19 protein-coding genes are annotated in these 23211 nt (G+C 37.2%); 18 read left to right on the forward strand and 1 reads right to left on the reverse strand.

What is annotated here, in order from left to right:
- Positions 1–17: 17 nt before the first annotated feature.
- From A6E04_RS07460 to A6E04_RS07540, 18 genes are all read left to right on the forward strand, one after another.
- Entirely contained in the window at positions 18–569 is a 552-nt protein-coding gene (locus A6E04_RS07460; RefSeq protein WP_026025296.1) for a primosomal replication protein, read from the forward strand.
- Positions 562–771 carry a DUF2496 domain-containing protein gene (locus A6E04_RS07465; RefSeq protein ID WP_017020641.1) on the forward strand — a complete coding sequence of 70 codons (210 nt, stop codon included), beginning with the start codon at positions 562–564 and terminating at the stop codon, positions 769–771. Before A6E04_RS07460 ends, A6E04_RS07465 begins: the two co-directional genes overlap by 8 nt.
- 272 nt (positions 772–1043) lie before the next feature.
- Positions 1044–2585, forward strand: a complete 1542-nt coding sequence (gene tssA / locus A6E04_RS07470; protein WP_065610737.1) for a type VI secretion system protein TssA — start codon at positions 1044–1046, stop codon at positions 2583–2585.
- 15 nt (positions 2586–2600) lie between these two features.
- Entirely contained in the window at positions 2601–3095 is a 495-nt protein-coding gene (gene tssB, locus A6E04_RS07475) for a type VI secretion system contractile sheath small subunit (RefSeq protein ID WP_017020643.1), read from the forward strand.
- 3 nt (positions 3096–3098) lie between these two features.
- Complete coding sequence (tssC, locus tag A6E04_RS07480) at positions 3099–4574, forward strand: type VI secretion system contractile sheath large subunit (RefSeq protein ID WP_017020644.1); 1476 nt, start codon at positions 3099–3101, stop codon at positions 4572–4574.
- A gap of 89 nt (positions 4575–4663) precedes the next feature.
- A complete protein-coding gene (tssE, locus tag A6E04_RS07485) occupies positions 4664–5089 on the forward strand; it encodes a type VI secretion system baseplate subunit TssE (protein ID WP_017020645.1) in 426 nt (141 codons plus the stop codon).
- Complete coding sequence (gene tssF / locus A6E04_RS07490; RefSeq protein WP_065610739.1) at positions 5086–6837, forward strand: type VI secretion system baseplate subunit TssF; 1752 nt, start codon at positions 5086–5088, stop codon at positions 6835–6837. Before tssE ends, tssF begins: the two co-directional genes overlap by 4 nt.
- Complete coding sequence (gene tssG, locus A6E04_RS07495) at positions 6801–7829, forward strand: type VI secretion system baseplate subunit TssG (RefSeq protein WP_017020647.1); 1029 nt, start codon at positions 6801–6803, stop codon at positions 7827–7829. Before tssF ends, tssG begins: the two co-directional genes overlap by 37 nt.
- Positions 7826–10444, forward strand: coding sequence for a type VI secretion system ATPase TssH (gene tssH / locus A6E04_RS07500; protein WP_065610741.1), 2619 nt, complete (start codon positions 7826–7828; stop codon positions 10442–10444). Before tssG ends, tssH begins: the two co-directional genes overlap by 4 nt.
- Positions 10429–12000: a sigma-54 interaction domain-containing protein gene (locus A6E04_RS07505; RefSeq protein WP_065610743.1), complete on the forward strand. Its 1572-nt coding sequence runs from the start codon at positions 10429–10431 to the stop codon at positions 11998–12000. Before tssH ends, A6E04_RS07505 begins: the two co-directional genes overlap by 16 nt.
- A gap of 2 nt (positions 12001–12002) precedes the next feature.
- Positions 12003–12131, forward strand: a complete 129-nt coding sequence (locus A6E04_RS21560) for a hypothetical protein (RefSeq protein ID WP_023604607.1) — start codon at positions 12003–12005, stop codon at positions 12129–12131.
- A 1-nt stretch (position 12132) separates the two neighbouring features.
- On the forward strand, positions 12133–13422 hold the full coding sequence (gene tagH, locus A6E04_RS07510; protein WP_065610745.1) for a type VI secretion system-associated FHA domain protein TagH: 1290 nt from the start codon (positions 12133–12135) through the stop codon (positions 13420–13422).
- Between the two features lie 32 nt (positions 13423–13454).
- Positions 13455–13943, forward strand: a complete 489-nt coding sequence (tssJ, locus tag A6E04_RS07515) for a type VI secretion system lipoprotein TssJ (RefSeq protein WP_023604605.1) — start codon at positions 13455–13457, stop codon at positions 13941–13943.
- Positions 13944–13954: 11 nt separating this feature from the next.
- Positions 13955–15277 carry a type VI secretion system baseplate subunit TssK gene (tssK, locus tag A6E04_RS07520; RefSeq protein WP_065610748.1) on the forward strand — a complete coding sequence of 441 codons (1323 nt, stop codon included), beginning with the start codon at positions 13955–13957 and terminating at the stop codon, positions 15275–15277.
- Between the two features lies 1 nt (position 15278).
- Positions 15279–16106, forward strand: a complete 828-nt coding sequence (gene icmH, locus A6E04_RS07525; RefSeq protein ID WP_065610750.1) for a type IVB secretion system protein IcmH/DotU — start codon at positions 15279–15281, stop codon at positions 16104–16106.
- An 11-nt stretch (positions 16107–16117) separates the two neighbouring features.
- The gene (gene tssM, locus A6E04_RS07530; RefSeq protein ID WP_065610752.1) at positions 16118–19627 is read left to right on the forward strand and encodes a type VI secretion system membrane subunit TssM; all 3510 of its coding nucleotides are present in this window, start codon (positions 16118–16120) and stop codon (positions 19625–19627) included.
- A complete protein-coding gene (locus A6E04_RS07535; RefSeq protein ID WP_017020654.1) occupies positions 19624–20295 on the forward strand; it encodes a PP2C family protein-serine/threonine phosphatase in 672 nt (223 codons plus the stop codon). The genes tssM and A6E04_RS07535 overlap by 4 nt, the downstream gene beginning before the upstream one ends.
- Positions 20292–21254, forward strand: coding sequence for a serine/threonine protein kinase (locus A6E04_RS07540; protein WP_065610754.1), 963 nt, complete (start codon positions 20292–20294; stop codon positions 21252–21254). Before A6E04_RS07535 ends, A6E04_RS07540 begins: the two co-directional genes overlap by 4 nt.
- Here A6E04_RS07540 and A6E04_RS07545 read toward each other — a convergent pair.
- The gene (locus tag A6E04_RS07545; RefSeq protein WP_017020656.1) at positions 21251–23083 is read right to left on the reverse strand and encodes a sensor domain-containing diguanylate cyclase; all 1833 of its coding nucleotides are present in this window, start codon (positions 23081–23083) and stop codon (positions 21251–21253) included. The genes A6E04_RS07540 and A6E04_RS07545 overlap by 4 nt on opposite strands.
- Positions 23084–23211 lie beyond the last annotated feature (128 nt).

Genomic DNA, 23211 nt, shown 5'->3' on the forward strand with positions numbered 1-23211 from the left:
AGTACTAAGGAATAATGATGGCTAACTATAAAACCATTGAAATCATGTTAGAACAATTGGCAAAAACAAGCGCAGAAATTGATCGTCGCCGTGGAGAGCAACGCTTACCTCTCTTTGATGAGCGTCTATTTGGTTGCCGAAGCCGCTATTTAATACCCTGTATTAATGAAACCAAAGCGACACTTCAGTCAATCCAACGCGAAGAAAAAGCAAATATGTTAACGCCTCAAAGAGCCGAGTATTTAACCCAGATGCTCCTTGCACAAATAGAAGCAATTCAACGGGAGATTGCAACACAGCGTATACGTTCACATGAAGTACGACCAAAAGGCAGTAATAAAAAGCCGATTAGCGATATGTACCAAGACCTTGCGCAACACCAAGAATGGTCTCGTCGCCTTATCCAAATGGTTCAAGAGCAAGAACAAAATGTAAATAAATGCTATTCCTTCTCACAGCAACAAGAATTACAAAAAGTTCTTCTTACTACAGAAAAGCGATTACAGCGTTGTAAAACCGCGATGATTCGTTTAGAGCAACAAATTACCTACAGAGAACAAAATGACTAATCTTAAGGTTAATGAAAAAAATACGATTGAAACGTTAATTTCAGAATCCCATGATATAAAACCACCAAGTCCGCTAGATAGCGCTCCTGATGAAATAAAGCTTGCCGTAGATTTAATTTATCTTCTAGAAAATAATAATGTTAATAAAGAGATTGCAATAAAAGCGTTAGAAATTGTATTAAATGATCTTAGAAAAAAGTGAACCAGATGTCTCAAAATAGAGATTGCGTTATTGATTTCACTCGATAATAAATAGATCTAGTTTATTAAATTACATAAAAACTTAGATCTATTTCCCAATTAATTTTTATCATGAATTATTCCACTTCCCTATTTAAAATCCTATCTTTACTATCTCCTCCATAAATAAAAATACAAGCATAAAATAAAATTACTATTACTATTACTATTACTATTACTAATTAATTAATTTTAAATATTAACTTTCTACAATGTTACTTTGCTAGGGTAATTATGTGTACGTATAAAAAAATTCTTTCTGACTTATCAGGAGAGGAGCACTTTGGCATAGATTTAAGTTATGAAACTGAATTTGAATCTATTGAAAAAGAAGTTGTAAAATCAACTGACATTTTTGCAACGACTAAAACTGACTGGTCAATAGTTAGATCTAACTCATTGAATTTGCTTAAATATAAAAGTAAAGACTATCGTTTGCTTCATTGGTTGTTATTATCAATAAAAAAAGAAAATGACCATAATACGTTCACCATTATGCTTCCCACAATTAATCAATTCATCATTAAATATAGCACGACTATTTATCCATTAAGAGAAAAACAGCTTTATTCAACGATTAATAAAATAATAGGAACAATTGATGATATAGTCAAAAACATAATTGACAATTCAATAAATACTGACGAATCAAATAATTTAATCACATTATTATCAATATTAGATACAACGATTGATAAATCATTTAATGCTAATACCGATAATTTATACTTAACAATTAATAAACTAAATATACATATAAAAAGAATATCATCAGAAAAAAAAGAAGGGAGTATTTCCTCATCTCCTTTAATTAATAATGAGGCTATCAAATCAATCGCATCCGTTTCTTTTTCTATCGATCTCATTACAAATGAGCGCGATGCAAATAAAGCATTTCGACATTTGCAGGATATTGCCCGTAACTTATCAAAATTTTGGCTTACTCAACGAATTAACAACGAAAAAGCCTATCAACTAAACCGTACATTAACATGGCTACACATCATCCAACTCCCGGCGAGTAACGATGAAAAAATAACCATGTTAAAACCGATCCCACAAACACGACTTCAATATTTCATCAAATTGAAGAATGAATCTGATCACGAAACATTATTACTTGAAATAGAAGAAAGCTTGTCAAAGTCGCCTTTTTGGATAGATGGACACCTTATCGCTTGGGAGAGCTTAATCTCATTAAACCATCCAGAAGCAGCTCAAATCATTCTCGACCAAATGGCATTATTAGTTAAAAAGATCCCTGAAATTATCACATTAAAATTTGATGATGGAACTGAATTTGCGAGTAATAGTGCAAAAAACTGGATCGCAGAACATTGCACCTCAGCAGCATCATCTCAAATAACAGCAAATACTTACAATGAAATAAGTGATGGCACAGATTGGGAAGACGCTTTACAAGCTGCACAATCTGTTCTCACTACCGACAATTTATCAGATGCGATTCTTCCTTTAATTACTGGACACAACCAATGCCGTTCAGACAGAGAAGTTTTCTTTTGGAAGTTTTCACAAGCCAAATTGTTATATCAAGCTCATAAATTTGACTTAGTTTGTGCCTTAACAAGTTGGTTAGATTCTCGCTACTCTCACTCAATCTTAATTCATTGGGATCCAGTACTAGAAGAGCGGTTATTAGAGTTATGGCTTTCATCTCAAAACAAGCTACCCAATAAAGAACAAGACACTCATTTAATGAATACATTACGAGAAAGACTCTGTTGCTTAAATCCAATGCGAGTTCTTAATTTTTAAATCTTAGGAGACATCATGTCAAAAGACGGATCTGTAGCGCCAAAAGAGCGCATAAATGTGACATTTAAACCATCGTCAGGTGATGCAGCGGAGGCACTTGAACTTCCTCTAAAAATGATGGTACTAGGTGATTTTACACTGCAGCAAGATGATCGAAAATTGGAAGATCGTAAGCCTCTCAACATTGATAAAAATAACTTCAATGATGTGATAGAAAAACAAAATTTAAACATTGAATTTGGCGTAAAGAATCGCCTTCAAGATGATGAAAATAAAGAGATCCCCGTCAACCTTTCATTCAAGAACATGACTGATTTTGACCCTAGCAGTATCGTAGAGCAAGTCCCTGAGCTAAAAGGATTAATGGATTTACGAGAGGCACTTGTGTCCCTAAAAGGCCCATTGGGTAATGTTCCTTCATTTAGAAAAGCAATTGAAGATGCGTTAGTCAATGACGAGGCTCGTGAAAAGCTATTAAGTGAATTAGGTTTAGTGACGGAAAAGGAATAACCAATGTCTGAAACAAGCACAGCCCAAGAAATACAAAAAGAAACAACGATAGGTCTCCTTGATCAAATCGTTGCTCAAACTAATTTAACACCAGAGGATGAAACCTATGGTATTGCTAAACGTGGCGTCAGCGCATTTATTCAAGAGCTATTGAAACCTCATAATCAATCTGAGCCGGTAAAAAAAGCATTAATCGACAAAATGATCACAGAAATTGATCAGCGCTTGAGTACTCAGGTTGATGAAATATTACATCACTCTTCATTTCAACAGCTTGAATCAGCTTGGAGAGGACTTAAGTTATTAGTAGATCGCACCGATTTTCGAGAGAACACAAAAATTGAAATAATAAACATCTCTAAAAAAGATCTACTCGAAGATTTTGAAGATGCTTCTGACATCACTCAATCCGGTTTATACAAACATGTCTATACGAATGAATTTGGTACATTTGGTGGTCAACCTGTCGGTGCTATTATTGGTAATTATGATTTTGGCCCTTCAGCACCCGATATTAAAAATCTACAAAATGTGGCGGCTGTAGCGGCGATGGCTCACGCCCCTTTTATTTCAGCGGCGGGTCCTAAATTTTTTGGATTAGATTCTTTTGAAGGATTGCCTGATCTCAAAGATCTTAATGATCATTTCGAAAGCCCACAATATGCAAAATGGCAGAGTTTTAGAGATCAAGAAGACGCCCGTTACGTTGGGTTAACCTTACCACGTTTTTTACTTCGTCAACCTTATGATCCTGAAGAAAACCCAGTAAAAACATTTAACTACCATGAGAATGTATCTGTAACTCATGAAGATTACCTATGGGGTAATACCGCGTTTACTATGGCCTCTCGAGTCACAGAAAGCTTTGCTAATTTCCGTTGGTGTCCAAATATTATCGGCCCTCAATCTGGTGGCACTGTTGAAGACCTTCCATTGCATCATTTTGAAAGCATGGGAGATATCGAAACAAAAATACCCACTGAAGTTTTAGTGTCTGATCGCCGTGAATTCGAACTAGCAGAAGAAGGATTTATCGCCTTAACCATGCGCAAAGGCTCAGATAATGCTGCTTTTTTCTCTGCTAATTCGGTTCAAAAAGCCAAATTATTTGGTAATTCTGAAGAAGGAAAAAGTGCAGAGCTAAATTACAGATTGGGAACTCAACTCCCTTACTTATTTATTATTAGCCGCTTAGCACATTACATCAAAGTACTACAACGAGAACAAATTGGCAGCTGGAAAGAGCGTACCGATCTTGAAAGAGAATTGAATACGTGGATAAGACAATACATTGCTGATCAAGAAAATCCACCAGCCGAAGTGAGAAGCCGTCGTCCATTACGCGCCGCAAGCATTGAAGTTATCGATGTTGAAGGAAACCCTGGTTGGTACAAAGTAAATTTATCCGTTCGTCCTCATTTTAAATATATGGGTTCTGATTTTACTTTGTCACTCGTTGGTAAATTAGATCAAGAATAACGAAATCGTGCGCCTTGTGCTTATTAATGACAATAAACACAAGGCAATATTAGCGTGACATCATTCATTTAAGGAAGAAAGAGAAAGTAATGCTTAAACAACGATTATTTGAACGTTTATTGGCCGGGAATGTATCGATGAATACGTCGGTATCAGTAATGACATTAACGGAATCCATTAAAAATCACGTCACTCAATTACTCTCAACAAGGCAAGGTGACGCAAAAATTCGCCCCGATTTAGGTTTACCAGATTTGAATATCTCACACATGACGCCTCATGATGCGATTCTGCACATTAAAAGAGAAGTAGAACGTGTCATCTCACAGTACGAAACTCGAGTTATCAATACCAAAGTTAATTATTTAGGTAATATAAACAGCCCTATACATCTTTATTTTGAAATCAATGGTGATATTTTATTAAATAACCAACTAACGCCTATCTCTTTTAATACTTACGCTCAAAAAGTTAATACAAAGCCTTATAGCTATGAAATTCAAGGCCTAGCATGAGTTTTAATACCTATTATCAAACAGAGTTAGCGGCACTGAGAGAGCTTGGGAAATCATTTTCAGAAGAGAACCCCGCCCTAGCTCCTTTTCTTGGACAAGAAGGGTTAGATCCAGATATTGAACGCTTATTTGAAGGTTTCGCTTTCTTAGTCGGTCGATTACATCAACGTCTTGATAATCAATTACCTGAGTTAACGCATTCATTAATGCGATTACTTTGGCCTAACTATGTTCAAGCCATTCCCGCAATGAGTACATTGCAATTTACACCGAATGCAGAAGCGACTCAATGCTCAACTATTCCCCGAGGAACTAAAGTAAAAAGTCAGTTAATTGATGGGGTTCATTGTCAGTTCAAAACCTGTTATGACGTTGAGTTGTATCCCATTAGCTTACATTCGTCTTCCTTTACCGCTAATGGAAATGGCGGGATCTATCAACTACGATTAGAATTACCGACAGGTATTGAGTTGCATTCTTTAAATATGAATAAATTAAGAATTCATTTTAATGGAGATAAAGCCAGTAGCCTTTCATTAATCATGGCACTTTGCTCGTCAACTACTCAAGCCGAATTTTGTGCATTAGATAGCGATAATGAGTTAATTAATCGTTCTACCTTTCCAACCAAGAGTATCAAATCTGTTGGTTTTTCACCGCAAGAAGCATTATACGATTATCCATTAAACACATTTGAAGGATACCGTCATATTCAAGAATTCTTTTGCTATCCAGAAAAATATTACTACATTGACTTAACTGAACTTCCAGTATGGCCAGCTCAGTTTAGTCAAGGATGTAAGTTCATCGATATCAAATTTACCTTAGCTCACATTACTCAACAGCCTTTTTATGCTACTCGAATACAACCCGCTCTTTTTTGCACACCCATTGTTAATTTATTCACAGCGGACACTCAACCGATTTTATTAAGCCATAGAAAAGATCAATATAAAGTAACCCCATCCTCTTTAAGTGACAGCAGCAGTACTATTTTATCCGTTGAAGAAGTACATGGGTGGACCCCTGGACAAAAAGGTCGTATTAACTTCTATCATTTTGAATCTTTTGAACATAATGATACAAATAAACACGCCAACTACTACAGCATCAAACAAGAAAAAAATATTGTTAATGGTCACTTTGATACGTACTTATCTTTTCGTTCATTAAATACATTTTCAAATAACATTACGGTATCGATTGGCGTTACTGCATGCAATGGACAACTTGCACAACGCTTATCCGTCGGCAGTATTACTCATGCAACGGAACAGACGACAGGATCAGCAACCTTTTCAAATATTCGCGCAGTCACGCCTTGTTATACTCCGCCAATTGAAAAGGATGGACTCTGGTCTTTGATCTCTAATATGTCTCTCAATTACCTCTCATTAACAAAGCCAGAAGCATTTAAACGCATTTTACTTGCCTATGATTTTGCAGGGCAACAGGACGACTCTAAAGGGAAAAAACATCGTCGATTAATTGATGGTATCAAACACATCACAACAAAACCTTGCGATATGCTTTATGAAGGTGCGCCTGTTCGAGCAATGAATACCCAATTATCACTTAACAGTAAGCACTTTTTATGTGAAGGCGAACTCTACTTGTTTTCATCCGTAATTAATGAATTTTTATCGTTATACACCAGTATGAACTCATTCAATAAACTCAATGTGACAAGTACTTATGGAGGCGACTATTCATGGCAACCACGAATGGGGCAACAACCTCTAATTTAAATCCAATGTCAAAAAATAAAACGATTGATATAAAGATAGAATACATTGGACAACTGTCGCTAATGAAAGCCTTAGATCACGTTTGTCATCAACTTATTCAATACCATCCTTGGTCTTATGATGAAGCTTATGATCGTATTCAATTCATCGCAAATCCATCGCAAGGCTTTGCACCAAGAGAGATACAAACCGTGACCGTACTCATGCAGGACGATGGTTTACCAAAAGTACTCTTAACGCTTAATATGCTATCGCTGATTGGGGCTTCGTCACCTCTGCCTCATTATTATAATGATTATTTACAACAAGATGAAAACAACATCATCAAACCATTTTTAGATATTTTCCACCACCGATTACATCGACTTATCCGTGGTGTCTGGCAAAAATACCGCTACAACGCTGCTTTTCGCAAAGGTGCTAATGACCCTTTTTCTCAGCATATTTTTGCATTATTGGGATTAAAAAGTGAAGAACTACGCGATGATGATTCAATCAATTGGTCTCGATTATTCCCATACTTAGGGTTACTCAGCCAACGAGTTCGATCAGCAAATACCATCGAAGGTCTACTTCGTTATTACTTTCAACACCCAAATATACACATTGAAGAGTGCATTCTACGCCATTGTAAAATTCCGAATCAGCAGCAATGCACATTAGGAAATACAAACTCCTCACTCGGAGGCGATGTTGTTCTTGGTGACAGCACGCCAGATCGTGCAAACAAATTTAGAATTCATATAACTGAATTAACTTGGGATCATTTTCATTCATTTTTAACCAATAAACCAAACTGGATCACATTAAATCGCTTAGTTCGATTCACGGTAAAAGATCCGCTAGATTTCGATATTCAACTTCATTTAAAAAACGATGAACCCCGCCCATTAACGCTATCAGAAAGTAATGAATGCTGTCTGGGTTGGACAAGTTGGCTCGGCTCAAAACCAAATGAAGGACGTATAACACTTTCAGGGAAGACATTATGATTAACGTAGAATTACCACAATTAATAAAAACATTAGATAAAGAGTCACACCTTGCTCTTGAGCAAGCCGCTCAACTTTGTGTCACTCGCGGTGGTCATGAAGTTCTATGTGAAGATTTTATTTTAGCCGCACTAAATAACCCTCAAAGCTTTTGGAATAAAGCCTGTATTCAATATGAGGTATCAATTGAAAATTTAATCGAAGCTTTGCAACATGGTCGTCGAAGTCGCCCCTCTGAAAGCAATAACCCTGTTATCTCTACTGCGCTTATTGAATGGCTTCAAGAAAGTTATTTATACTCAATGTTAGAAATGAAACTCTCTGAAATACTCTCAGCTAACTTACTGTTAACCCTACTCGCACACCCTAATAAATATGGCCATACTCCTTATTATCGTGCATTAAGTGTGATTCCTTTAACTGACTTAAAGCAACAAGTCGAAGGCTTAATCAATTCGGTTACTGAAAATAAAACAACCAACCATGAACATCAAGATGCACTTAGCGCCTATACCACAAATTACACACAATTAGCAAAAGACAACAAGATTGATCCCGTTCTTTGTCGTGACAGTGAAATCCGCCAAATGATTGATATTTTGGCTCGTCGCCGTAAAAACAATCCAATGATTGTTGGTGAAGCGGGTGTAGGAAAAACGGCATTAGTTGAAGGTCTTGCAATAAAAATAGCGCAAGGCGAAGTCCCTGACATTTTAGAAAATGTCTCATTACTTTCTCTTGATCTTAGTTTATTACAAGCAGGTGCAAGCATTAAAGGCGAATTTGAACGTCGTCTAAATTTAGTAATCAAAGCGGTACAGCAAAGCCCTACCCCTATTATTTTATTTATTGATGAAGCCCATACGCTTATTGGCGCTGGTGGACAAGCAGGAAGTAACGATGCAGCCAATTTATTAAAACCCGCCTTAGCACGTGGAGAATTAAGAACTATTGGCGCAACAACGTGGTCTGAATACAAAAAATACATCGAAAAAGACCCGGCTTTAGCTCGTCGTTTCCAACCGATAAAAGTCGACGAACCGACCGTTTCTCAAGCTATTACGATTCTAAGAGGGTTGGCTGATAAATACGAAGAGAGCCATGGTGTCTATGTGAGAGATGATGCCATTGTTGCCGCCGCTGAATTATCAGCGCGTTATATTACAGGTCGACAATTACCAGACAAAGCCATTGATCTGCTCGATACCGCCTGTGCACGTGTAAAAATAAACCTTAAAGCCAAACCTCAGTCTTTAGAAGCGTTATTTCATACTATTGCGATTACTCAACGAGAATTAAATTGCGTACTTAGAGACAAACAAGCCGGTATTCATATTGATGAAAAACACATATATGACCTTGAGAATAAACTGAAAGAAACACAGATCAAAGCACAATACCTTGAGCAGGATTGGCTTAATCAAAAGGAATTAGCTGAAGCCCTATTAACATCTCGTATTAATGTCGATCAATGTGATGATAGCGAAGAATGTGAACAACTTCTGAGTGCCCAAAAAGAGATCTATCATGCACTAATGAAAGCTCAATCAAGCCAAGTCTTAGTTAATTATGAAACCTGCCCATCACTTGTTGCTGAAGTAATGTCTCACTGGACCGGAATACCAATGAGTACCTTACTGCGTGGACAATCGTCTCAAGTATTAACACTTCATACCCAATTAAAACAACAGATCAAAGGCCAAGATCAAGCCATTGTTGCCTTACAGAAAGCAATTCAAGCCACGGCAGCAGGACTTAATAATCCCAATGCACCCACAGGCGTTTTCTTATTTGTAGGTCCAAGCGGTGTAGGAAAAACACAAACAGCACTAGCGATTGCTGATTTGATGTATGGCGGAGAACAATTTCTTACCACGATAAATATGTCCGAATTTCAAGAAAAACATACCGTTTCTCGATTGATCGGCTCACCTCCAGGCTACGTCGGCTATGGTGAAGGAGGCATTCTAACCGAAGCCGTACGCCAACGCCCTTATTCTGTCATACTGTTAGATGAAGTTGAAAAAGCAGATCCTGAAGTCATGAACTTGTTCTATCAAGTCTTTGATAAAGGGGTGGTAAATGATGGTGAAGGTCGAGAAATAAATTTTAAACAAACCTTAATTATCATGACCTCAAATCTTGCCTCTGAACACATCGAGTCATTATGTAATCAAGACGAGTTACCTTCAGTAGAATCACTCACTAAAGCCATTCGTCCAATTCTGAATCAATATTTTAAGCCCGCGTTAGTTGCTCGTATGAATATCGTTCCTTTTTATCCACTGGATTTAGAGAGCATGGAAGCGCTTGTTGATATTCGTATGCAACAATTAAGTCAACAATTACAAAAGCAGCGTATAACCCTCCACTACGATGCTCATATTATTAGCCATATAGCCAAAAGCTGCACGCTAACAGAAACCGGGGCTCGTAATATTGATGCCATTATTAATGGTCAGCTTAAACCTGCATTTTCATCTCAAATACTATTGGCTCTTGCTCAAAAAGAACCTTTAAAAGCAATCTCAGTGAATATTGATGAGGATGGACAAGTATATTGTCAATTTGAACAGCACGGTACAGGTGAGGAAGAAGTATGCCTGCCAAATTGATGAATATAAATCCGGTTAAAGACGATAACCTAATGAAGGTAACTCAATGTTGGCTTCAAGGGATAATTAAGCACAGTAAAGCGACCAAAGTGATTTGCTTTCTTTCTCAAACCTCTGGAGTGGAATTAATAAAAATAGCAGAAGGATGCAGTAATGACATTCAAACTTGTTTTTCAGAGCCGGTATCAAGAGGTCGAGATCAGAAAAAAAAGACAATAAGTACTGAATATAATCAATTTAATACACTGACCTTATGCATGAGTGAAGGACGTAATTTTAATCTTCACTTTAGTCAATGTAGCGATGAAATCAAAAACATTATCTTTACCCCATCAGAGCATTATGAATTAACAGATGGAGAAGTAGAGTTTATGCCATTAATTAATTCTAAAAAATGTGTTTCTGGCGTACTCGTTTTCTATTTCTCAGATTTTATTACGTACAAACAAAGCGATCGACAAACAATACAAACATTAAATTCTCTCGCAATCGATCGTGTCGCGTTAACGAGTAAACATCAACAAGAATTATTAGAAACAAGAATAGACAGTCCCTCACACACACAGTGCATTCCTGCTAATTTTAATATTATTGGCAACAGTAATGCGATGCGTGAAGTTCGACTCAATATATCTAAAGCACTCCATATTAACCGTAACATACTCGTCACTGGGGACACTGGCAGTGGCAAAGAATTAATAGCAAAAGCCATTCACCAATTTGGCAATCGTCGTAATGAACCTTATGTAGTACAGAACTGTGCCTCTATTCCTGAACATCTGTTAGAAAGTGAATTATTTGGTTATGAAAAAGGGGCGTTTACTGGCGCTGACCGTAATTATATAGGCCTAATACGTTCGGCAGACAAAGGCATTCTATTTCTTGACGAAATAGGCGACATGCCCAGCTCATTGCAAGCCAAATTATTACGAGTTTTAGAAGAAAAAAAAGTTCGCCCTTTAGGATCAACAACAATTTATGACATTGATGTCAAAGTCATCGCAGCAACACACCAAGCATTAATGAAAAAAATTGAACACGGTGAATTTCGACAAGACCTTTATTTTAGGTTAGCTCAATTCCCCATCGTATTGCCGCAACTCAAAGAAAGAACAGGCGATATATCATTGCTCGCTCACTTCTTTGTTGCGCAATATGCCATAGAACAAAATCAACCAACACCAGAGCTCAGTGATGGTTTTCTTGATTCATTACAAACGTATCCATTTCCTGGAAACGTTAGGGAGTTAAAGAATATTATAGAACGTTGCTGTATAGAAGATCCCCACGCACGACGACTAAATAAATCCATTCTTTTACGTGTTCTGAATGAATTCACCGTAATGTCCCCCATCGTGCATTCATCAAATAACTCGCAATTAACAGGCAGTCTATCCACTCAAATAGAACAATTTGAGAAAACGGTGCTCGTTCAATATTTAGAGAAACATCAGGGTCATCTACAAACCATTGCGAACCGATTAGAGCTATCAAAAGGCTCTTTAGATTATCGTCTACGCAAATTTAATTTATCTGCCAAGGAATGGAGATTCTAAGCATGTTATTACGTTTATCATTATTCACCACGATTTTAATGCTTAGTGCATGCAGTAACTATGATGATTACCGACCTGTTGGTAATCCGGCACCACAAGAACAAACAACTCTCGTTTCAGAGGAGAAATAAAATGGAACTCGCCTTTGATATTATTCAATCACAAGATTTACCTATCGATACCCTACCTACTTTTACCTTTAAAAAAGCAGGAGGCACCATTGGCCGTAGTCCCAATTCAGATTGGTATATCGCAGACAATAAACGCCAACTGTCGAATGTTCACGTATCCATAAGTTATGAAAATGACCAATTTTTCATTTCAGACAGTAGCACAAACGGAACTTATCTTGATGGGCAAGAGGCTTCACTAAACAACGGAGAATTGCACCCTGTTTCTCATGGTGATATTTACGAATTAGGTTTAATAAAAATTCGAGCTCGCTTGTTACAAGACCCAGAGAATTATATTTCACCAAGCCAAAACTCGCTTGATTCTTCCTCAAATGATGAACAATCTGTCTTTGATATGATCCCTGACGACAGTTTTTTAAGCAATGCGCCTATCGAAGAATTACTTAACACCGATGAAGACATTATTTTAAAACAAGTCGAAGATGCGGTACCCCCTCAATCTCAAATGGACGATACCTTACTTAAAGAACAATTCATTTCTCCCGTTTTATATGATGACTTTGATGAAGGAAATAATGCGACGTCTTATACCGGAGAAGAACAAATAATAGAAGACCACATTTTTTCTACTCAAACTAGATCTACGGATAACCCAATACCAGAATCTAAAGAAAAAACGATAGAAAAAGAGAATACTGCCGAACAATCTCAAGCCTATTTAGCCGCGTTATCAAAAGGCCTAGGGATTGAATTAACCAATCTAGAAGATCCAGAGCAAACATTATTTGATATTGGTAGCGCATTAAGAAGTTCGATCAATGGCATTCAACAGCTTTTACGAACCCGAACTGAAATTAAAAATAAGCTCACCGCGAATGCCACCACGATTCAGGCTCAGGGAAATAACCCCATTAAGTTCAGCCATGATGTCAATGATGCCCTTAATGTCATTATTCACCATAAACCCGGTTATTTACAGGGGATTGAAGCCATAAACCAAAGCTGTAAAGACATACAAGCCAACCAACTCGCCATTCATGATGCTTGCCAACATACCTTGGATGCACTCATAGAAAAGCTATCACCGCAGACATTAACATATCGGTTTGTACAGGATGGTATTCAAACAAAATTTACAAAACCAGACGCGTTGTATTGGCAAGCCTATAAGAAACTGCATGAGCAAATAAGTCATGATTCTGATTGGAGAAATGCCTTACTAGAACAAGACTTTGCGAAACAATACGAATCTCAACTGCAAATGTTATCTGCCGCTTTACGCGTGTAAACACAACTAATGATAATTAAAGGAATACATTCATGAAATCGTTGTTCGCTTTATTGACGATATTAATGTTCAGTGGCTGTAGCAATACGCCTGAACCAACCTACGTTGCATTAACCCTTAATGCTTCGGCAAATCTTAACCCTGATCATGTTGATCGTCCATCACCACTCGTTATCAGGATCATTGAACTGTCATCAATCACAAGTCTTGAGAATGCCGAATTCTTTGATTTATACAACAATGCAAAAGCCAATTTAGGTCCTGATTTTATTGCAGAAGAAGAAATAATCTTACGTCCCGGCGATAAAAAGATCATCAAACTAAAATTAAGTGAAAAAGGACAATACCTTGCTGTTATTGGCGCTTATCAAAATATTGAAAGTGCCGATTGGCGTTATATTTATACCGTTGAACCAGAAGAAGCTCAGAAAATAGAATTGATAGCGACGGATACCTCTATTGTAAAGCTGGAGCGCGTAAAGAAAAAAAACACAACCCCAGCTAATAACCCCCACATTTAGAGGACATCGCTATGCAAAAAGTAATATGGAATGAAGGCATGTTATTACGCCCTCAACATTTCCAACAAAATGATCGTTATTATAATCATCAATTACAAACGAGAACCCAACAGCAACACCGCTTCAATTGGGGATTTCATTCTCTAAGTTTTGATAATCACCACCTATCTGTGGGAAAAATCGTGATAAATCAAGCCAGTGGCATTTTACCTGATGGTTCCTTATTTGATATCCAGCATCAAGCAACGCCGATTATTTGGGAATCTGACGAACCAAAAACAAACCTCACATTATATTTGGCTTTATCTTTATCCACCGTAAATAGCCCGGAAGCTCGTAGTGATAAAGAAACAGGCATTAACACTCGCTATCTTTCTTATGATCTCACTATTGCAGATAACAACGCTCAAATACAAAACTTACAAACCATCTCTTGTGGTGAATTAGATTTTCATATCATTACAGAAGAAGAACTAGATAATCACTGGGTAAAATTGAAACTCTGTGAAATAAAACAAGTCACTCCTGAAGGCGCAATTCAGTTAAACCAAAACTTTGAAGCGAGTTTCATTAATGGTCAGCACTCTTCCTTGGTTCATCGCTCTTTGCGAGAAGTATTAACGTTAGTCACTCATAAAGCTGACATTCTTGCAGAACGAATTACTCAATCAGGCCATGCGACATCAGAGATCGGGGATTTTTTATTACTTCAATTACTGAATAAATACGAACCTCAATTGCATTACTTAAACCAATGCAATCAATATCATCCAGAAGAGTTGTACTTATTACTTTCCACATTACAAGGCGAATTAGCAACCTATGATTCAGCTCAACGTCGTGCAGAGTTAAGTCTTGCTTATAACCATAAAGAGCAAGGGGATTCCTTCGAGCGCCTTCTTTTCCGTCTTCGTAAACAATTAAACCAATCACTCAAACAAAATGCCTTTGAGATCCCACTTCAAAAACGTAATCACGGCGTTCTCATTGCTCCGATTTCAGATACGAGCTTGTTACAAGAAGCCTCCTTTATTCTTGCCGCCCGCTCTCATACGGATGCAGAAACGTTACGTAAGCAGCTTCCTCCACAATTAAAAGTAGGCCCTGTTGAGAAAATTCGAAACTTAGTCAACTTACAGTTACCAGGAATAACTTGCCGATCGTTATCGGTCGCACCGCGACAAGTCCCTTTCCATGGCGATTATTGTTATTTTACTCTTGATTTGAATGCGAATGACCGCTCTCAATTAACTCAATCAGGAGGTTTTGCGTTCCATATCGCTGGAGATTTTCCAGAACTGTCCCTCTTTTTTTGGGCTATAAGGAATAAATAATATGAGCAGCATGGATGACCGCACGGTACTTATTACCCAAGACCCAAATCAAGTTAGCCCTACGTTAACTCAGAGCCCCAATGCCCCAAAGTTTGATCAATTACAAAATCGAATGGTGTATGCCGCTCGTATCAAACCTGAAGAGTACAACTTTGCTGGCAACAACCCACTGATTAGCGCCGCATCGTCTTTGCTTTGCATTACGTGTGATTTAAAGAAAGAAGCGTATCAAGATATAGATCTACTCAAGCCTAAATTAGTCGAAGAAATTAAATCATTTGAATTCCAAGCCTTAAATTCAGGCGTTGAGAATAACTACGTCGCACTATCCCGCTATTTACTGTGCTCTTTTATTGATGAAGTGGTGGTTACTACACCTTGGGGAGCCGAAAGCCACTGGGCATCACAAAGTATGCTTAGTAGCTTTCACAATGAAACCTATGGCGGTGAGAAGTTTTTTCTGTTGCTTGAAAAGCTAAGTCGAAATCCAGCTAAGTATTTAGAATTATTAGAGTTAATGTATTTATGTTTAAGCTTAGGTTTTGAAGGTAAATACCGCGTTTTATCCCGAGGTTTAATTGAATTAGACGCCATTCGAGATTCGTTATACCGCCAAATTCGATCGTTACGTGGTGATGAAAAATCAAGTCTTTCGCCAAATTGGGAGCCTAAACAAGTGCAACGACATAAGCTGACAAGACAAACATCATGGGTAGGCATTGTCTGCGTAGTTCTGTTTTCTTTATGTGCTATCTATGGTGGTTTTTACTATGTCTTAGACCAGCAATCAGCTCACGTTATTCAAGCATTTGAACACATTGAATTATAGGATTGTCAGGGATGAAATCATTTTTTAACGCTTTATTAAATACGCTCAAGCAAACATGGTGTTGGTCTTTATTAATCGCCCTTCTTTTTTGTTTGTTTGGCCATTACATCGCGATAGCATCGACGCCATTAATTGAGTCGACGACAGGAAAAATATTAACCGTTATCGTCTGTCTTATTTTATGGGGTACCTATAACCTCTCTCTTTGGTGGTTAGAAAAACAAGAAGCACAAAAAGAAGAAAATAAAGACGCATACCAAGCCGCTCAAACAGAGTTGGCTTATGTACATGAACATTCAAACATACTAAAAGAAAAACTTGATGCGGCTATTGCCACAATTAAACGGGCTGGATTGTATGGAAAATTAAATAACAACATTAAATACCAACTTCCTTGGTACATGGTTATCGGCCCTCAAAATAGCGGAAAAACGACTTTACTAGAATGCTCAGGGCTCGATTTCCCCCTAAATCAAACCGATGGGCATTACACAAGAGACATCGAAAATAGCCAACATTGCGAATGGTACTTTGGTAATCATGCCGTATTATTAGATGCTGCTGGACGCTTTTTTGATCAACATGAACACGAATTGACCAACCCTATTTGGATTCGTTTTCTAAAAGCATTACAAAATAAACGCCGTCGGCGCCCTCTTAACGGCGTAATTTTAACCATTGATGTCAGTGCATTACAGTCACCTGATGAGAGTAGCATTGAACTTCAAGCTCGTTATGTACGCGAACGCCTACAAGAATTAAGACACGAATTAAGCTCTGATATGCCTATTTATTTTCTATTAACCAAAATGGATAAGGTCGAAGGATTTGAACCTTTTTTCTCCTCTCTTTCTCGAGAAGAAATGGATCAAGTTTTTGGAATTACATTCAACGAAGGCGAAGGGCAGAAAGCAGATAAAATAAAACATGAGTTTGAAAAGCTAATTTTACGAATAGATTCTCAAGTAATGGCTAAATTACATGATGAGCGAGACGTAATGAAACGCGCAGAATTGTTGCAGTTCCCCCGCCAATTAAGCTTTTTAGCCGAACGTTTAGCTCTATTCTCTGAATTGGCATTTACCAAAACACGCTATCACCAAGCCGCTCATTTACGTGGTTTGTATCTCACCTCTGTGCCAGAGCCAAGCCATCAACATACAGAATCGACAACATCAAGTATTGGACAAAACTTAGGGATAAGTTCTCGAGTATTACCGACCTATCAACACCAACGAGGCTTCTTTATTCGTAAACTATTAGATGATGTTATTTTCCCTAACAGTGAATTAGCGACTCTTGATGATAATTATGAAAAGAGAATTAAAATAAAGAATGCCTCCATCTATGCATTTTCATTTTCAGTTATCATCGGGTTAGGCGCACTATGGGCAACGAGCTTTTTAAGTAACCATACTAAGCAACAGCAGTTACTCACATTTGCTGACGATTATAACCAGTCGATTGTTCATCTTTCTCCTCTTGCCACCTCTGTTGAACTATTACCGACATTAGATGCGTTATTATTGGCAACAAAAGTGTACCAATCAGATGAGTCTTCATTTACTGAAGGCTTCACCGGATTACAACAAAACAAAAAATTAAAAGAAGCGGCAGAGACAGCTTACCATAATCAACTTAACCATTTATTACTTCCAAAAATAACCAGTGAGTTAGAATATCAAGTAACGAATAATCAAGAAAATCGAGAATTTTTAACCCCTTCACTTCGCGCTTATCTCATGCTTAATTTACATGATCACCTTGATAGAAAATACCTTGAAGAATGGATGAGCTTACATTGGTCATATTTATACAGTGGCTCAGCAACCGAACAACAATCGTTGCAAACTCATTTATCTAATTTACTTAATATTGGTTTTGAACCTGTTGAATTAAATAATAATCTCATCGCGAAATCACGAAAATTTCTGCGTGAAGCCGACACATCAGAGTTAGTTTACCAACAGCTGAAACAAGACGCCAAAGAGATGAAACTGCGTGACATCAAAATCAGTGACCATCTAGGGCCAAATCAAAATCTATTTAATCACACCAATATTATTATTCCTGGGCTGTTTACTCAAAAAGGGTACCAAACCGTTTTCTTAAGCAAAGGATTAGACCAAGTAAAACAACTCATTGATGAGAATTGGGTCATCGGACTATCAAGCGATTTAAGTACTAATGAAATACGTAATTTATATTCAGAAGTTGAAGACCTTTATTTTCATGATTACATCCGCTACTGGAAAGATGCGGTCGATCAATTGCAAATAAAACCCTCACGTAATATTGATGAAGCGATCCTGCAGATATCAAACATCACAGGCTCAAGCCAACCTATATTAAAATTACTCAATTTAATACGTGAGAACACAACCTTTATAGACCAAGCTCAACTGGCTGAAAATACCGCAAAAACGGCGAAGAAATTACCGATAAATCACAAATTAAAAAAAGTCGCTTCTCTTGGTCTACATAGTGTCGAAGAGCGGTCACAAAGTGCACGAAAAGCAGTCAGTAATCAATTTGAACCGCTGAATTTATTATTAACTGATAAAGCGCAGGCGACGATCCCATTAGAAGATGCTCTTGTCGTAATAAATGAACTTGGGGGACGTCTTTCTATGGTTAAGTACTCGCCGAACCAAGATTCATCAGCCTTTAAAATTGCACGAGATCGCATGCAAGGAATGCCAAATGAATTAAATGATATTCGAGTCATGGCAGAAACATTGCCGCAACCACTTCAACAATGGTGGAGACAAGTTGCGAATAATACATGGGGTATTTTACTTACCCATTCTAGAAACCACATACAAATGGTCTACCAAGACAAAGTCATCAATCATTACGACGTCGCACTCGCAGGTCGTTATCCATTTAGAAACAGCAATCAAGACGTTAATATTGCTGACTTTGATGAATTTTTCCAAACTGGGGGGATTTTAGATCATTTCTACGATGCTTATTTAGCTTCATTTGTGCATCAACAAAAAGGGAAGTTTTTAGAGAAGCAACTAAACGGACGCTCTTTAGGCCTCTCTAACTCTTTTTTGAACCAATATTATTTTGGCTTAACCATTCAAAAAATGTTCTATGGCTCAAAAGGAAAAGAAGCAAATGTCTCCTTCCGAATTGCACCATTTGAACTGGATGCGAGTGCTCTGCAATCAACCTTCTATTATGGTAAAAATAAGTTTGCTTATCGTCACGGTCCTATTCAGAAGAAACAGTTCACTTGGCCTATTACAAATCAACGTCAATACGTCAGCTTTGTCTTGCAAGACTTAAGCGGTACAAAAGTAGTTAATCAACAAAACTCTGGTCCTTGGGCTTTCTTCAGAGTATTAGATAAGTTCAATGTAAATAAGTACCGAGGACAAGATGTCATCAAAGTCGATCTTAAAAACCGAGGGATGAACGCAAAGTACCTTATTTATAGTGACCGAACACCGAACCCATTTAATCGTAAAATTCTGACTAATTTCTATCTTCCAAAAAGGATTAATGGATGAGTCAACAATTTCAAATGGCTTATTTCTCTGCAGAAGGAAAAGTAAGGGACAAAAATGAAGATTCTATTTTGTCTCTTACTGAACAAGGGATTTGGGTCGTTGCTGATGGAATGGGTGGCTATGAACACGGTGAGATTGCCAGTGGCATGATCACCGATTCATTTAAAACAGAGCAGCTTCATGGAACATTAGATCAAAAAATCACAAAAGCAAAACGAATGCTTTTAAAAGTAAATCATCACCTAAGTCAGGAAAAAACGCTCTCTCGTAGTCGCATCATTGGCAGTACCGTTTGCATGTTAATCGCTCATCATGGGCACATGGCTTGTCTTTGGGCTGGTGACTCAAGGTGCTACTTATTTCGACATAAAAGACTGTATCAAATATCAAAAGATCACACTCAAGAACAGAATGGAAAAGAGGCTCTAACTCAAGCCATTGGAATGGGGAATAACTTGCAAATTGAACACTGTATCATCCCCCTTCAACATCAAGATACGTTCTTACTCACAAGTGATGGGGTACATAAATACCTATCAAATGCCATGATAGAAGCTTGTATGGCATTACCTAGTACGCTTAAGGGATGCTATCACCTAAAAGAGCAAGTATTACTGACTCCTGCAAATGACAATTTATCTGCAATAATGATTAAGGTGTATCGATGAATACTATGAATATAGATCAGTTTATTGGCGAAAATAATTCGATCGACAATGCAATAGACTCAACGAAACCTAAAAAAATTAAGCCCATACCTAAAGTTATTAATGGCCGCTATAAAATAAAACGAGTATTAGGCGTTGGAGGCATGGGAATGGTGTATCAAGTGGATGATTTATTACTTCATAGCCTTGGTATTGACGCGTGTGAATTCGCAATCAAAGTGCTAAATAGTGAGGCATCTGCTTATCATGACGCTGAATTAATTTTAGTAAATGAGTATTTACAAGCCAATCAACTGCATCACCCAAATATTGTCCCAATCTCACACCTCGCGTTATGTAATGAATCTCAGCGAGGTTTTCTTGTTATGCCAATGATAAAGGGAGATCTCTTATCTTTATTATTAGAATCCCCTTTTGAATTTATTCCGGGCAATGACCGGTTAAAATACGCTTATGTGTTAATTAATTGCCTCATTCATTGTCATAAAAGAGGTGTAATTCATGGCGATATAAAGCCGAGTAACGTACTTATTTCAAATAATAATGAAGTGTATTTATTCGATTTCAGTATTAGCCGAAATGTGAATTCTGAACATAATAAATTTGCGATTGATTTTAAAAACGTACATGCCTGGAGTGGTGATTATGCCGCTCCAGAAGTACTTCAAGGGAATGCGCCAACCATTAAAAGCGATCTCTACTCCCTCGCTATTTTACTTTATAAACTTCTACTAAAAACGCACCCTTATCAACAAAAAAAAGACATTTCAACTCACCGAACAAAAGAAGAACAGCAACTACATCTATTGTTGCTTCAAGCAATGAGAGTGGTTCCATCTGAACGTCAAATGAATATGAAAGCGCTATTATCCATAATTAAATCCATCAACACACAGCAATCCAAAACCAATAATATATCGGCCTTAAAACGAGTGACGTCAATATTCACCAAACGTTAAGCGATTTCTTTCATATCATCAGTACTAAAACACGATATTTGATTTCTGCCACTTGTTTTTGATTCATACAACGCAATATCTGCCCGCTTGTAAGAGGATTCATTACTGTGACAAATATCAGTAACCCCACCACTGATAGAAACTCTTATATCGGCATACAAACTCACTGCAACTCTGAGTCGATTTAATATTACTTCCGCTTCTTTAAGGTTCGTATTAGGCAAAATAACAGCGAACTCTTCTCCGCCAATACGAGCAATAAAATCATTCGGGCGACTCTCTTTTTGTAAAATACGTCCAACTTCAATAATGACCTTATCACCCACGTCGTGACCATAATTATCATTAATACGTTTAAAGTGATCGATATCCACAATGGCTAAACAACACGGTTTTGGTGTTACGTTAGTTGTAAACTCATGAATTATTGCTGCAAATTCACGTTCAAATTTACGACGGTTCCAGCATTGCGTTAATCCATCTTTTTCACTTAAATCACGGAGTTGATTTTCTAATTCTTTACGAGCGGTAATATCCACAAAAGAAGCGATATAAAACTCCATTTTTCCTTCTTTATTAAAAACAGCTTGGATTCTTAATATCTCAGTAAGAAGAGAACCATCTTTGCGCTTATTAATGACCTCTCCCTCCCAAAGACCATCGGTTTCTAATGCTTTCCACATCTCGATATAAAAATCTTGTTTATGATCACCCGATTGAAAAATAGAAGGCGATTTGCCCAATACTTCATGCTCTTCCCATCCGCTTAATCGAGTAAACTCATCATTAACTTTGATAATACGATTTTTTTTATCCGTAATGACAATAGCAGACATACCATTTAGAGCCGCTAAAGCCAATTGGCTCTCAAGGCTCGTTGTTCTATGTTTCGATATATATCGAGAAATAATAATGGAGAGAGAAATTATCAGAAGGAGGGCCATTATTGCTTCGTAAATGATAAACGTAAGCTTATGACTCTGCAGGTTACTCTCTTGAAGATGATTATTTTTTAATAATAAATAAAGCGTACTCTTATAATATGTTCCGCCTAACTCTATCTTAGAAAATGAATAATTCACGTCCTTATAATCAACGCTTCCACTCTTTTGAGATTGCATTAACTTCCACAGTTCTGGCCTTTCCACTAAAAGGTTGTACTGGTTACGTTCCGGAATAAGATGGCCTAAGGTTTTTCGTTTATCTTTAGATGCTAGGTAATAGCCATCCTCATTAATAAACTCTAGCGAATAGCCAGTATTAATAGACTGTTCAACTTGGGTAACGATGTTATAAGCATCAACATTAAAAACCAAATACCCTTTTCGTTCATTCCCTACCTCTACAGGTGTAAATAAACGCAATACTGGTTGTGGCGGAATAAGTGATTTCCCATTCTCCGTTTCTAAATCTACACCAAAAAAACCAATTTCACTTGCCGCTAGTGTTTGAGCGTAAATAAAATAATCTCGTTTAGATTTGTCTTGTAACTGATGTTCAGGGGTTATCGATATTCCATTAACACCATGATCGATGCGAGAGACTTCTCTACCATTAACATCAAGAAAACGAACTTGTGATATATAGGTTAAATTAGTCACGGTTAACGACCACAATGTTTCTAATAAGGCTTTATTTTTAGAAGAGGGATCTTGAATGAATTGTAATAAAACCCGATTATCCGCAAGTAAGTTCAATGAAGTGCCTAACTGAGAACCAATAAAATAAACTTCTTTTTTACTGTAATTCAGTTGATGCTTAGCTTCATTTTGCCCATCAGTGTAAATTGTATTTAGTTGTGTCTCATACTGATTTCCAAAATAAAACATTGGAGTAATCCCGATTAAGACCATGGTAATAACAAAATACTTTATTTGTTTAAAATTAATACTGTTCTTCACTGCTTGCCAACATTTTTCTTTTATTCTACCAAATCAATAAATTTAAATAGTGATAT

Source organism: Aliivibrio logei (assembly GCF_001691055.1).
Taxonomy (GTDB): domain Bacteria; phylum Pseudomonadota; class Gammaproteobacteria; order Enterobacterales; family Vibrionaceae; genus Aliivibrio; species Aliivibrio salmonicida.

Excerpts from the sequence above, each read along its gene's own strand:
- tssC (WP_017020644.1), top strand. The coding sequence starts at position 3,099 with ATGTCTGAAACAAGCACAGCCCAAGAAATACAAAAAGAAACAACGATA.
- A6E04_RS07505 (WP_065610743.1), top strand. The coding sequence starts at position 10,429 with ATGCCTGCCAAATTGATGAATATAAATCCGGTTAAAGACGATAACCTA.
- tssG (WP_017020647.1), top strand. The coding sequence starts at position 6,801 with ATGGCAACCACGAATGGGGCAACAACCTCTAATTTAAATCCAATGTCA.
- A6E04_RS07540 (WP_065610754.1), top strand. The coding sequence starts at position 20,292 with ATGAATACTATGAATATAGATCAGTTTATTGGCGAAAATAATTCGATC.
- tssB (WP_017020643.1), top strand. The coding sequence starts at position 2,601 with ATGTCAAAAGACGGATCTGTAGCGCCAAAAGAGCGCATAAATGTGACA.
- tssH (WP_065610741.1), top strand. The coding sequence starts at position 7,826 with ATGATTAACGTAGAATTACCACAATTAATAAAAACATTAGATAAAGAG.
- tssM (WP_065610752.1), top strand. The coding sequence starts at position 16,118 with ATGAAATCATTTTTTAACGCTTTATTAAATACGCTCAAGCAAACATGG.
- A6E04_RS07535 (WP_017020654.1), top strand. The coding sequence starts at position 19,624 with ATGAGTCAACAATTTCAAATGGCTTATTTCTCTGCAGAAGGAAAAGTA.
- tssA (WP_065610737.1), top strand. The coding sequence starts at position 1,044 with ATGTGTACGTATAAAAAAATTCTTTCTGACTTATCAGGAGAGGAGCAC.
- tssJ (WP_023604605.1), top strand. The coding sequence starts at position 13,455 with ATGAAATCGTTGTTCGCTTTATTGACGATATTAATGTTCAGTGGCTGT.
- A6E04_RS21560 (WP_023604607.1), top strand. The coding sequence starts at position 12,003 with ATGTTATTACGTTTATCATTATTCACCACGATTTTAATGCTTAGTGCA.
- A6E04_RS07545 (WP_017020656.1), bottom strand. The coding sequence starts at position 23,083 with ATGTTTTATTTTGGAAATCAGTATGAGACACAACTAAATACAATTTAC.
- icmH (WP_065610750.1), top strand. The coding sequence starts at position 15,279 with ATGAGCAGCATGGATGACCGCACGGTACTTATTACCCAAGACCCAAAT.
- tagH (WP_065610745.1), top strand. The coding sequence starts at position 12,133 with ATGGAACTCGCCTTTGATATTATTCAATCACAAGATTTACCTATCGAT.
- tssK (WP_065610748.1), top strand. The coding sequence starts at position 13,955 with ATGCAAAAAGTAATATGGAATGAAGGCATGTTATTACGCCCTCAACAT.
- A6E04_RS07460 (WP_026025296.1), top strand. The coding sequence starts at position 18 with ATGGCTAACTATAAAACCATTGAAATCATGTTAGAACAATTGGCAAAA.
- tssF (WP_065610739.1), top strand. The coding sequence starts at position 5,086 with ATGAGTTTTAATACCTATTATCAAACAGAGTTAGCGGCACTGAGAGAG.
- tssE (WP_017020645.1), top strand. The coding sequence starts at position 4,664 with ATGCTTAAACAACGATTATTTGAACGTTTATTGGCCGGGAATGTATCG.
- A6E04_RS07465 (WP_017020641.1), top strand. The coding sequence starts at position 562 with ATGACTAATCTTAAGGTTAATGAAAAAAATACGATTGAAACGTTAATT.